At 55.4% G+C, this 12,575-nt stretch carries 8 protein-coding genes; 3 read left to right on the forward strand and 5 right to left on the reverse strand.

Features of this window, described 5'->3' with window-relative positions; translation table 11 throughout:
• Positions 1 to 25 precede the first annotated feature (25 nt).
• The gene (locus tag ACMGG1_RS05555) at positions 26 to 2,197 is read right to left on the reverse strand and encodes a TonB-dependent siderophore receptor (protein ID WP_130016628.1); all 2,172 of its coding nucleotides are present in this window, start codon (positions 2,195 to 2,197) and stop codon (positions 26 to 28) included.
• Between the two features lie 9 nt (positions 2,198 to 2,206).
• A complete protein-coding gene (locus tag ACMGG1_RS05560) occupies positions 2,207 to 3,277 on the reverse strand; it encodes a YncE family protein (protein ID WP_130016627.1) in 1,071 nt (356 codons plus the stop codon).
• A gap of 393 nt (positions 3,278 to 3,670) precedes the next feature.
• On the opposite strand from ACMGG1_RS05560, the gene ACMGG1_RS05565 reads away from it, so the two are divergent.
• Together ACMGG1_RS05565 and ypfM are read left to right on the forward strand one after the other, a co-directional pair.
• On the forward strand, positions 3,671 to 5,710 hold the full coding sequence (locus ACMGG1_RS05565; protein WP_256814309.1) for a TonB-dependent receptor domain-containing protein: 2,040 nt from the start codon (positions 3,671 to 3,673) through the stop codon (positions 5,708 to 5,710).
• Positions 5,711 to 5,948: 238 nt separating this feature from the next.
• Complete coding sequence (ypfM, locus tag ACMGG1_RS05570; RefSeq protein ID WP_100396732.1) at positions 5,949 to 6,008, forward strand: protein YpfM; 60 nt, start codon at positions 5,949 to 5,951, stop codon at positions 6,006 to 6,008.
• A gap of 269 nt (positions 6,009 to 6,277) precedes the next feature.
• Here the strand turns inward: ypfM and acrD are convergent, their stop codons facing one another.
• Entirely contained in the window at positions 6,278 to 9,391 is a 3,114-nt protein-coding gene (gene acrD, locus ACMGG1_RS05575) for a multidrug efflux RND transporter permease AcrD (RefSeq protein ID WP_020828037.1), read from the reverse strand.
• Positions 9,392 to 9,671: 280 nt separating this feature from the next.
• Here acrD and ACMGG1_RS05580 point away from each other — a divergent pair, with 280 nt between their 5' ends.
• Positions 9,672 to 9,950 (forward strand): winged helix-turn-helix domain-containing protein, encoded by a 279-nt coding sequence (locus ACMGG1_RS05580; RefSeq protein WP_020828036.1) that lies wholly within the window; start codon positions 9,672 to 9,674, stop codon positions 9,948 to 9,950.
• Between the two features lie 26 nt (positions 9,951 to 9,976).
• Here the strand turns inward: ACMGG1_RS05580 and narL are convergent, their stop codons facing one another.
• Both narL and narQ read right to left on the reverse strand, forming a co-directional pair.
• Entirely contained in the window at positions 9,977 to 10,609 is a 633-nt protein-coding gene (gene narL / locus ACMGG1_RS05585; protein WP_020828035.1) for a two-component system response regulator NarL, read from the reverse strand.
• Positions 10,610 to 10,770: 161 nt separating this feature from the next.
• Complete coding sequence (narQ, locus tag ACMGG1_RS05590; protein WP_128865041.1) at positions 10,771 to 12,453, reverse strand: nitrate/nitrite two-component system sensor histidine kinase NarQ; 1,683 nt, start codon at positions 12,451 to 12,453, stop codon at positions 10,771 to 10,773.
• Between the last annotated feature and the right edge of the window lie 122 nt (positions 12,454 to 12,575).

Here is a 12,575-nt window from a genome sequence, read left to right on the forward strand (position 1 = left end):
GGGGCCGTTTAATACTGTAGGGCGATCAGAACTCGTGCTTCAGCGTCACCATAACGTTACGTGGCTCGCCATAGTTGCGGGTGCTGTAGAAATTCACCTGCGAGTAGTATTTCTCGTCGAAAACGTTGTTCAGGTTCAACTGCACCGAGGTTTGCGGCGTCAGCTTGTAACGCGCCATCGCATCGACCAGCACGTAGGACCCTTGCTCGGCTTTGCGCTCGACAAATTCACCGTTGCTGGCGCCCTGGACGTTGGCATAAACATTACTCTGCCAGCGTGCGCCACCGCCCAGCGTCAGATCGCGCAGCGCACCCGTCAACTGATAGGTGGTGAACAGAGTGATGCGGGTGCGGGGCTGCTCGGTGTTGAGATCAACCTTATCCTTGTCCTTCAAGGAGAAATGGGTGATGCCCAACTGGGCATTCCAGCCCTGCGCCAGTTCACCGCTCAGCTCGAACTCCACCCCTTTGCTGGTTGCGCCCTGACTCTCATGATAGGTCTGTTGCAGCGCGTTGATGTTTTCCGGATTTTCATCCAGTACGCCCAGATTATCCTGAGTAATGCGGAACGCCGACAGCGAAACGTTGAGACGCTCATCCAGCAGCGCGGCCTTGATGCCCACCTCTTTGTTGACCCCTTCGATCGGCGCCAGATAGTGGCCGCTGCTGTCGAGATAGTTCTGGTCCTTGAAGATGTCGGTGTAGCTGGCATAGGCAGAGACCTGATCGGTCAGCTTATACACCGCCCCCAGGAACGGAGTCACTTTGTTCGCCGTGGTGGTGGTGGTGTTTTTAAAGCTGTTGAAGCGGGCACCGAGCACCAGATCCAGTTGATCCGTCACCGAGAAGTCGGCGCTGCTGTAAATCCCGATTTGCCGCGTACGGAAATCCTGCTGAGGCATTTTGTCTGACCACGCAGGTTCACCCAGGCCGCCGTTCCAGTCCTTCAGGCTGCCGCTAAACAGCTGTGTGGTACTGGCACTGCGATAGGTGCTGTAGCTGTGTTGCCAGGCGGAGGAACTGCCCACCACAAACTTGTGGGTGCGGCCCAGCAGTGGAAAGTCCCCGTTCAGCTTCAGGTCTACCGCTTGCTGATCCCGATAGCCTTCATAGCGTCCGGCGTAAGGGGTTGAAGGCTTCACCGCCCAGGTGTCCGGGTCGATCAGGCCGCCGAGGCTCATCGCCATTTTGGCATCGAAGGCCTGACGGTTGTGGGTGTAGTTGGCTACGCCTTTCCAGTCGTTAGCGAACTGGTGTTCCAGCGTGGCGAACTGGGTGCTGAGGGTGGTGTCCCAGCTTGACCAGTCAGAAGCCCCGCTGTAGTGGCGATCCCAGTTGATCTCGCTGCCGTCGCTGAACCAGCCGGTCGGCAGCGCGCCGCCCCAGGTGGAAGCTTTTGGCCGGTTTTGCTGATAGTCAGCCCCCAGACGCAGCAGGGTGGCGCTGGTCAGGTCAGCTTCCAACGTCCCGTAGACCGTCCCTTTGCGTTCTTGATGGCGATCCATGAAAGAGTGGCTGCGTTCACCGGAGGCAGCGACGCGCACCCTGACGGTACCTTCATCATTGAGCGGGGTACCGGCATCGATCGTGGTGCGATAGTGATCCCAGGAACCGGCCGAAAGCTCGGTACGGGCAAAAGGAGAAAGGCTGGAGGCTTTTTTCCTGACCAGATTGATCGCAGCGCCCGGGTTTCCGACGCCGTTCAACAATCCTGCCGCACCCCTGACGATCTCCACGTGATCGAGCGTGATCGAGTCAATTTCGGATTCCCCGCCGGAATAGCCGGAGTCAAAGAAAGTAGGGATACCATCGTATTGATAGCTGTCCACACTGAAACCACGGTAGTTGAACGAAGAACGTTCACTATCGTAATTGCTTTCACTGACGCCGGTAGACCAGCGCAGAATTTCCTTCAGCGAGTTGGCGTTGAGATCGTCAATCAATTGGCGCGAGATCACCGAAACCGACTGTGGCGTATCCTTAATGCTCAACGGCAACCCGGTTGCCGTGGTCATCTGTTTGGTGGTGTAGGAGCCGGTATTCTCGGTGCTGCCGTCATCGCTGAAGGGGGACGCGACCACCTCCAGGGTTTCTTCTTTTTGGCTGTGGGCGGTCTGCTCGGTGCCTGCCGCCTGCGCCATCATCACCGGGACGCACAACAGTGCGCCGCCGGAGAGGCGAATCATAAAGCTAGCCATGGAGATGCCTCACAATCCGCCAAGATCAATCTTGATCAGGTAATCCTGTTTTTTCTCCATCTCTTCCTTGGACTGCTTGATGCTGGCGAACAGCTGCTGGCCGTCGGAAGAAAGCGCCAGGCTGTTAGGCAATGCATGGGTAGTGATGCTGTTTTTCACCTGATAGCTGTTGCTGTCGACGATGCTGATGCGTTTGGCTTCACGGTGAGTGATATAGATCTCGCTGCGCAGCGGGTTAAATAGCACCGCCAGAGAATTGATTACGTCAATCTGGTGCAGGATTTTCCCGCTGTTGACGTCCACGACCAGGACGTTTGGCAGATCCGGATCGGTGATAAACGCACGACCGGTTTTGCTGTCCAGAGCGATATTGAGGAAGAAGTGTTTCTTGGTCGGTTCGACCACCACGCGTTTGAGGATCCTATGGCTGGTGGCGTCCAGCGTAATCAGTTCGCCACGGCCGTTAACGCAATAGATATGGCCGCGTTCGCTGTCCAGCGCAATGCCGGTCGGGTATTCACCCATGTTGCCCAGCGTGGCAATTTTTTCCCGCTTGGCGGTATCAATGACCCATAGCACGCCTTTTTGCGCCGTGCCGGAAACATAAAGGCGCTGATTTTTCTTATCGAGCAGCAGTTCGCGCGTCGGGACAAACTGATCGTCTTTCACGCTTTCATTGAGTTGAATAGTCGCGAGTTCTTTACCTGTCTGGGTATCGATCACCGTGACTGAGCCGTCGACGGTGTTGCCGATGTACAACAGATGGCGCTGCTCATCCAATGCGGTGGCGAAGGCGCGTCGCTTAGTGACGATATTGGCGTCGGTGGCCAGCGTGGCGGGATTGACTCTAAAGACGATACCGCCGTTTTTTTCTTTGGCGAAGGAAGGCGTAGAGGCGGCAAACAGGGTGTTGCTGGTGCCATCAAAAGCCAGTTCATACAGGCCGTGCCCGACCGGTTTGGTTTGAAATTGACTCTCGGGAAGGTCAGCGGCCAGCGTTGAACAAGACAACAGCAGCACGGCAGACGCCAGGGCGCTGAGGGAGAAACCTTTGCCTGAAGTGGACAGGTGCATCTTCATATACATTCCTTTACATCAGTTTACGATTCGCCGATGCTAATGATATTGATTATTAATATCAATATCATTTAATTAATCATATGAAGATATGGTTTTTTGGCATTGAAATATAATGATTTATTAAATATCCCTTATAAAATCATGTTATTGAATGGCGATGTTTCCGGTATGTTTAAACTATGTAATGATTTTCATTTCGTTTTAATGTCTGAAAATATCCGCTATATTCGCCCGGCGACTGTTAAGAAGTGTAAATAAAAAATCATAACGACAGGTCGTTATGGCGACGCTGGTGGTGGCATTGATGCGTACTGCGTTTTATTGCGTCAGCCGTTTTGGGAAGGCTTTGTGGGCGACAACACCCACCGGAAACAGGCTTTATTAGGAAAGGAAATGATCAATCAACCCTCCATGGGAAAGGGCTCCCGCATCGCCACGGCCATAGCGCTGGCTTTGATGTGCGCACCCCAGGTTTACGCACAGGAAGGCGGGACAGAAAAAGACAAGGATGCCTTGCAAGAGGATCAGGTCGTGGTGACCGCCTCCGGGTTCAAGCAGAACAAAAAATATGCCCCCGCCAGTATCTCCGTCATCGATAAAAAGACCTTCGAAAAGCAGAACAGCCGGGATGTCGCCGAAGCGGTGCAGGATGTCTCCGGGGTGTTCGTCAGCAACGGGGCCGGGAGCGAAGTGACCGGCGATGTGATGATCCGCGGCATGGACTCGAGTTACACCTCGTTCATGGTCAACAGCATCAAACAAAATACCGGCGAGTCGCGCCCGTATGGTCAGAATATCGGTACCGAAGCCGGTTTTTTACCGCCGCTGGCGGCCATCGACCGCATTGAAGTGATCCGTGGCCCTATGTCATCGTTATACGGTTCCGACTCCATTGGCGGCGTGGTCAACGTGATCACCAAAAAGCCGTTTGGCGTACGGGAGTGGATTGGCTCGATTGCCGGCAACAGCTTCCTGCAACAGCATCAGGACTTCGGTAACACCCAACAAGCCAATCTGTTTTTGATGGGGCCCTTGGTGCCCGATGTACTGGGCCTCAGCCTGTCGGCGGACTACCTCGATCGCCGTGAAGATGAAAAACCTAACGCCTTCAGCAAAAACAACAAGAAGTCGCTCGACATGACGCTCGGCTTTGCCGCCAATGAAACCAACCTGTTCGATCTGAACCTGGCCAAAGGAGAGAAAAAACGCAGCCGTTCTGCCAAAGGCGGCGGTACGCCGTGGGGCTGGGACTTCGATCGCGATGCTCTGAGCCTGACTCATTCAGGTTGGTACGTGGATGACAGTGTCGCCACCACCAGTTATTTCCAGTACGAGAAAGGCGAATCGGTATATCGCTCCGTCAGCCTGGCCCCGCAGCATATCCAGACCGAAAATTATGTGCTGAATAGCCAGGCCAAACTGAGTTTGGGGGAACATAACCTGACCGTCGGTGCCAATTACAGCCGCGAAACGCTCAATGACGATTTCTACGCCGACAGTAAAAAAGCGCCGGGGATCGATCCGGTAACCAAAATTTCGCGTGATGGGTGGGCACTGTTTGCCGAAGGGCAGTGGAATATCGATGACTTTTCGCTGACAACCTCGGCGCGTATGGACAGGGACAACTACTTCGGCACCCACATCAGCCCGAAACTCTACGGCAACTGGATTTTAGACGAAGCCTGGGCGCTGAAGGGCGGGATCTCTTCCGGCTATAAAAAACCTTCGCTGCGGGAAAACTCGGATCAATTCATTACGCCGCGTGGCAGCAACCCGCCTTATCCCTATCTGTCGGTGGGCAACAGCGAGCTGAAGCCGGAAACCAGCGTGAATACCGAGCTGGGCCTGTACTGGAACAACAACCGTGATTTATCCCTCGACGCCACGGTGTTTTATACCGACTTCAAGGACAAAATCGCTGAAGTTAACATCTGCGAGGCGAGTGAGAATCACCCTTGCGTGGTTAACGGCTATAACGCCGATTCCATTGATAAATATTTCAATATCGGCAAGGCCAATGTCTACGGTGTGGAGCTCAATGCCGATTGGCAGGCGACCGACAGTTTGAACCTCAGCGCAAACTATACGTTTAACAAGAGTGAACAGAAAAACGGCATCAACAAGGGTTATGCGCTGAATGACTTCCCGAAACACATGGCCAACTTATCCGCCAAGTGGGCCGCAGCTTCGGCATTGGACGTTTGGTCCAAGGTCAATTATCGCAGCCGCAACGAGGATACCGGTAATCATACCCGCTATAGCGCTTATGCCTTGTTGGATGCCGGCGTGATTTATCGCCTGGATAAGCACACTCAGGTGATGGCCGGCGTGTATAACATCTTGGATACGGCCCCTAAACGCACCACCAATTGGGGCGCTTATCCGCAGCTTGAAGGCCGTCACTACAACCTTGGCCTGCGCGTTGATTTCTAAATCTCGCTGAGTTAAAGCTCCGGCCGCCAGCCAATGGCGGTCGGTTTAGATCTTTTATCTATCTCATTTGCTGGATTGATATCGGAAGGGAATAGCCGTAGTTCTTGCTCGATAAGATAAGTACGAAAATGTGCACTATCCCCTGTTTTCGCGGGTGGCATCGTTCCCGAGGTGCTTCACTTGCTCAAAAAACAGGCGTAGAATTCGCTTCGTCTATTAATTGAGGTTGTGAATTATTATGGTTGATCGTGAGTTGGGAAACTGGAAAGACTTCATCGATGAGATGTTAGGTAACTGACACTGCGGTAAAGTTGATAGCAAGGTTGGTTTATTGGTTGGTCATTGAAACACCTTGGGATCGAGCCTCGGGTTCGAAATAAAGCAGCATCGGTTACCCGACGCTGCTTTTTTATGTCCGTTATTCCCCTGCGTCTTCCGTTGTAGTGGCTAAATACCCGTCATACTTAAAGCTGCATCTTTGTTGGCTTTCCTCACTCACCCCAGTTACTTACTAGTGTAAGCTCCTGGGGATTCGCTGCGTTGCCGCCTCGATGCAACTCCAATTATTTAGGGTATAGGTTGCTTACCTGGGAAACGGCGGCGTACCAGCACGAAGAATAATGGCACGAAGAAGATCGCCAGCAGGGTAGCGGAAATCATGCCGCCCATCACCCCGGTGCCCACCGCATGTTGGCTGCCGGAGCCGGCGCCGCTGCTGATGGTCATCGGCAGTACGCCGAAGATAAAGGCCAGCGAGGTCATCAAAATCGGCCGCAGGCGCATGCGCGAGGCTTCCAGCGTGGCCGACATCAGATCCTGCCCTTTTTGATTCAGCTCGTTGGCGAATTCGACGATCAGAATGGCGTTTTTCGCCGACAGCCCGATAATGGTCAGCATCCCCACCTGGAAGTAAACGTCATTTTCCAACCCACGCAGCCAGGTGGCGGCAACGGCACCAATCAGGCCGAGCGGCACCACCAACATCACCGAGAACGGAATCGACCAGCTTTCATAAAGCGCCGCCAGGCACAGGAACACCACCAGCAGTGAAATGGCGTACAGCGCCGGCGCTTGCGAACCGGAAAGGCGTTCCTGGTAGGACATGGCGGTCCATTCCAGACCGAAGCCGGTCGGTAACTGGCTGACGATTTTCTCCATTTCCGCCATCGCGGTACCGCTACTGACGCCCTCAGCCGCTTCGCCGACAATCTCCAGCGCCGAGTTGCCGTTATAGCGTTCCAGGCGCGGTGAGCCGTATTCCCAATGCGAGGTGGCGAAGGCGGTGAACGGCACCATGCCGCCTGCGCTGTTACGCACGTACCATTTGTCGATATCGCCGGGCAGCATGCGGAACGGTGCGGCAGCCTGCACATACACCTTCTTCACCCGGCCGCGATCGACAAAGTCGTTGACGTAGGTGGAACCCCAGGCGGTCGACAGCGTGTTGTTGATGTCATCGATGGAGACGCCCAGCGCCTGCGCCTTGCGTTGGTCGATATCGATTTGCAACTGCGGGCTGTCATCCAGGCCATTGTGACGCACCCGTGAAAGCAGGGGATTGGCCGCAGCCAGTTGCAGCAGCTGATCGCGTGCCGCCATCAGTTTGTCGTGCCCCAGGCCTGCGTGATCTTCCAATTCCATATCGAAACCGGATGAGTTGCCCAGGCCGGTGATGGCCGGCGGGCTGCTGGCTATCACCCGAGCCTCGTTAATCTTATTAAACTCATGAGTCGCGCGATCGATGATATCGAAAGAGCTGTTGGCACCTGAGGTGCGCAACTCCCAGTCTTTCAAACGAATAAACATACGCGCCACGTTCTGTCCGTTACCGCCCGGCCCGGCACCGATGGTGGAGAACACCGACAGCACATCTTCTTTTTCTTTGGTCAGGAAGTAATTTTCCACCTTTTCCACGACCTTGGTGGTTTGCTGCAGGGTCGATCCTGGCGGCAGCTGCACCTGAACGGTGAATACGCCACGGTCCTCCTGAGGCAGGAAAGAGGTCGGCAGCTTGATGAACAGCAGCGCCATCCCGCCGAGCAGCAACACGTAAATCAGCATATAACGCAGGCTGGAATGGAGCACCCGTGCCACACCACGCTCGTAGCGGTCGGCGTTGCGGTTGAACATGCGGTTGAACCAGCCGAAGAAGCCGCGCTTGCCGTGATGGTGGCCTTTGGCAATGGGTTTGAGCAGGGTGGCGCACAGGGCAGGGGTCAGGATCATCGCCACCAGCACCGACAGCACCATGGCGGAAACGATGGTGATGGAGAACTGGCGGTAAATGGCGCCGGTAGTGCCGCCGAAGAACGCCATCGGGATAAATACCGCCGACAGCACCATGGCGATACCGACCAACGCACTCTGGATTTGCCCCATGGATTTGCGCGTAGCTTCCCGTGGCGGCAAGCCTTCTTCGCTCATCACGCGTTCGACGTTTTCCACCACCACGATGGCGTCATCCACCAGCAGCCCGATGGCCAGCACCATGGCGAACATGGTCAGGGTGTTGATACTGAATCCGCAGGCGGAAAGGATGGCAAAGGTGCCCATCAGCACCACCGGCACGGCGATGGTGGGGATCAGCGTGGCGCGGAAATTCTGCAGGAACAGGTACATCACCAGGAACACCAATACAATGGCTTCCAGCAGGGTTTTCACCACGTCTTTGATTGAGGCCTTAACGAACGGGGTGGTTTCATAGGCGACTTTCGCCTCCAGCCCGTGCGGGAAATACTGCGACAGTTCGGCAATCTTGTCTTTAACCAACTGATCGGTTTGCAGCTCGTTGGCCCCGGACGCCAGCTTGATGTTCATGCCAGCGGCCTGCATACCGTTATAGCGGCTGAGGTAATCGTAGTTTTCGCCACCCAGTTCAATGGTGGAAACATCGCCCAGCGTCACCAGTGAGCCGTCCTGATTGACCCGCAGGGTGATTTGCTTGAATTGTTCCGGCGTTTGCAACTGCGATTGCGCGTTAATGGTGGCGTTGAGCGCCTGCTTGTCGACCGACGGCGTACCGCCAAGCTGTCCGACCGCCACCTGCGCATTCTGCGATTGGATCGCGCTGACCACGTCCTGGGTGGTGAGCTGGTAGCTGTTGAGCTTGTTGGGATCGAGCCAGATGCGCATGGCGTATTGCGAGCCGTAGACGTCCATGCTGCCCACGCCGTTGATACGGCTGAGCGGATCCTGCAGGTTGGAAACGATGTAATCGGCAATGTCCTGCTTGTCCATGCTGCCGTCGGTGGAGACGAAGGCTACCATCATCAGCGTGGTATCGCCGGATTTCGACACCGTCACGCCCTGGGTCTGCACCGCCTGCGGCAGCCGTTTGATGGCCGCCTGCAGCTGGTTTTGCACCTGCTGCATCGCCTCGTTAGGATCTGTGCCGGCCTCAAAGGTCAGCGTGACCGTAGCCCGGCCGGTATTGGTGCTCTGTGACGACATATACATCATGTTGTCCAGGCCGGTCATGTTCTGTTCGATAATTTGGGTGACGGTGTTTTCCAGCGTTTGCGCTGAGGCGCCAGGGTAGTTGGCGCTGATGCGAACGTTTGGCGGCGCGAGGTTAGGGTACTGTTCCACCGGTAATGAAAAAATCGCCAAGGCGCCGGTCAGGCAAAGAATAATTGCCAGAACCCAGGCGAAAATCGGGCGATCAATAAAAAAATTGGCCATGCAGCGCGAACCTCGTTGTGACTTGTTCTATCTTTAAGACGCATCAGAATTGCGTTTATCAGCGGCTGGGAAGGATTCCGGCGCTTATGCACTTTACTCGGGAAGTGGGAGTAAAGCGTGGAGAAAAAAAGGAGATAATGTAAATAACGGTAGGATAAACGCGCAATATTGCCATCATTGCCGTTAAAAACGTCATTAAGACAATTTTATTGCAATCAAGGACCTGACCGCTGGGGTTCCCGCGACGTCATCAGGACTCACCTTAAAGCAGGAGCAAGGCATGGAAATTAACCCGGTATTTGCCCGTCGTCTTTATCTGTGCTGGTTAATCAGCCACAGCGAACGGCCAAACGTCCCGCGGCTGATGGAATTGACCGGCTGGCCGCGTCGCACCCTGCAAGACGTGTTGAAAGCCTTGCCGGGCTTGGGAGTGGCATTGCAGTTTGTTCAGCAGGGCGTGCGCAATAACGACGGTTTTTACCAGTTGGAAAGCTGGGGGCCGATCAACAAGAGCTGGGTTCACCAGCATCATCAGGCGCTGCTTGCCGCCATCGAATAAACCCTCCCCGGCGCGCCGGGGAAGCCTTATTGACTCCGGTGTTCCAGATACATCACCGTCGCGGCCACGCGTGAACGCACGTCCAGTTTGCGCAGCATGTTACGGATATGCACCTTCACCGTCTCTTCAGAAATATGCAGTTGCGCCGCCACCTGTTTATTGGACAGGCCACGCGCCACTTCCTGCAAGACGTCCAGCTCGCGTTCGGTCAGCTCGGCAAAGGGATTATGTTGTTCACTGCGGGATAACAGGTAGTCCGCCACCGCGTCGCTGATCACGTTTTGTCCTTCCGCCGCTGAGCGAATATGCTCCAGCAGCTGTTCAGGTTCGCTGTCTTTCAGCAGGTAGCCGTCGGCTCCCGCGTCAATCAGCGCATAAACGTCGTTGCGCGAGTCTGATACCGTCAGCACGATGATCCGCGCATCGACGCCTTCATTGCGCAGCGCTTTCAGCGTGTCCAGGCCGGACAAACCTTTCATATTCAGATCGAGCAGGATCACGTCCGGAGCCTGCTGCAGCGCGAAAGTAATGGCTTCGTTGCCGTTGCTGGCTTCGGCGACCACGTTGAACAGCGGATCCAGCCCCAACAGCTGCTTGATGCCTCGGCGCATCAGCGGGTGGTCGTCGACGATCATCACTCGGTAATTCTTCATCACCATGAAATATGCTCCCTGTAGCGAGTAAAGCCACTCAAACGCGCTGTCCAGCACGCTTCACAGTGGGACTGACTCTTATAAAATAGTGGCAATTGGCGCCACAAACATCCTGAAATGACCGTCGGACATCGTTAAACCGTAACGAAGGGTGAACGGCCGTGGTTTTATGGCGGAAATGTCAGGCGGACTTCCGTGCCGTCTGGCTCACCCCGCTGGATGCGCAGCGTTCCCCCCAGCCGCGCGGCGCGTTCGCTCATGATGGTCAGCCCGTAGTGACCTTCAGGTTCATTCAGGCTGGCAATACCGCAGCCATCGTCAGCGATGCTGATCCTGTTGTCACCCTCGGCCGTGACCTCACAGCGAATCACGATCTCCCGTGCATCGGCATGTTTGATGGCGTTGAGCACCGCTTCACGCACAATTTGCAGCGCATGTACCTGCTGCTGAGCGTTAAGCGCCTGGGAAGAAAGCCGACAGTGTAACTGAATCCGCGCTGCGGTAAGAACCTTTAATGGCGCCAACAATTGGTTCAATGCGGTGTTCAAGTCGGCTTCCTGAATGTTCAGGCGGAAGGTGGTCAATAGCTCGCGCAGCTGGCGATAAGCATCGGCCAGAGCCCGATCAAAATCGGCGATAATCTCTTGTGCGTCGGGGGTGCTGTCCGCCAACGTGCGCTTGAGCAAAGTGAGCTGAATACGTAAAAACGACAGGGCCTGCGCCAGAGAGTCGTGCAGTTCCCGGGCGATGGTGGCGCGCTCTTCCATCAACAGGAATTGCATGTGCTGTTTCTGCGCCCGGTTAAAATAAACCCCGCGGCTGAGCATGTTGGCCACGCTCTGCATCAGGTGCGGATGCGGCGGGTGTTCCTGATATTGCCAGCTCAGTTCCCCCAGAGGTTTGTCGCCCTGGATGATGGTCAGCGATTGCCAGTCCAGCGTCGACGAAGGGAGACCGCTGTGCAACTGCCATTCGCTGAGGCTGTCCGCCACTTTTAAGCGGATGCAGTGCAAATCTTCACTTTGACGCACGATATGCAGGATTTTCTCAAAAGCCTGCTGATCTATCTGCCGCACGCTCAGCGCCTGCGAGCAGTTGTACAGCACCTCCAGCGTCTTGTTCGCCTGCTGCAGGCGCTGGGTTTTCACCTGCACTTTCTGTTCCAGCGACTGGTAAAGTTTGGCCAGATCGCCGGACATGGCGGTAAAGGCCTGCGACAGCACGCCCAGCTCGTTCGGCAGTGCGGTATCCAACGGGAGATGGTTAAAATCGCGCTGTTGCACACGCTGGCTGGCGTCCACCAGATGCTTGAGCGGCGCCACTACCTGACGGCGCATAAAACGGATGCAAAACAGCACCAGACCGATGATGGCGATATAGCCCACGACGCTAATGGTGGCCACGATGGTCAGTTTCAACTCGGAATAACGCTGCAGCGCTAACACGAAATGGTCAATCTGGTTCACATAGCCGGCGATATTGGCCTGATAATCGGCCGACTGACCGGCCTGGATTTGCTGTGCCAGCGGTTGCCAGGCGTGCTGCAGCGACAGGTATTTTTCCCGCACGTCCGCAGGCACATAAAAACGATCGAGCTTTTGCAATGCCGGGGCCTGCAGAGACCGCTGATACTGCAGCAGGTGTTGTTCCAGCTCCGGGGCGGAGCGGGTGAGATCATAGGCCAGCCGGTAGCTCTGCATGCGCAGTGAACCGGCGATGTTGACCGCTTCGGCATCGCGCAGGCTGTCCGCGACGGTGGTCAGCGCCAACCCGGTAGAGAGCACGGACAGAATCACAATGCAAAACAGCGCCTTGGCCAGGCTGCTGGTCACTGAACGTTTAACAAGCAATCCTTCATCCTTCTCTTGCAGGCAATGGGCATTGCCGGGTTTCATTCGAAAGCAAAATTATAACTTTTGCAACTAAAATGCGCGGCATTGTGCGCCAGGTCGTTCGTCGCAGCGGTAAGCAC

Source organism: Serratia sp. BNK-12 (assembly GCF_047456085.1).
GTDB lineage: Bacteria > Pseudomonadota > Gammaproteobacteria > Enterobacterales > Enterobacteriaceae > Serratia > Serratia liquefaciens.

Coding starts and splice junctions, on each gene's coding strand:
- ACMGG1_RS05555 (WP_130016628.1), bottom strand. CDS start 2,197: ATGGCTAGCTTTATGATTCGCCTCTCCGGCGGCGCACTGTTGTGCGTC.
- ACMGG1_RS05565 (WP_256814309.1), top strand. CDS start 3,671: ATGATCAATCAACCCTCCATGGGAAAGGGCTCCCGCATCGCCACGGCC.
- acrD (WP_020828037.1), bottom strand. CDS start 9,391: ATGGCCAATTTTTTTATTGATCGCCCGATTTTCGCCTGGGTTCTGGCA.
- narL (WP_020828035.1), bottom strand. CDS start 10,609: ATGGTGATGAAGAATTACCGAGTGATGATCGTCGACGACCACCCGCTG.
- ACMGG1_RS05580 (WP_020828036.1), top strand. CDS start 9,672: ATGGAAATTAACCCGGTATTTGCCCGTCGTCTTTATCTGTGCTGGTTA.
- ACMGG1_RS05560 (WP_130016627.1), bottom strand. CDS start 3,277: ATGAAGATGCACCTGTCCACTTCAGGCAAAGGTTTCTCCCTCAGCGCC.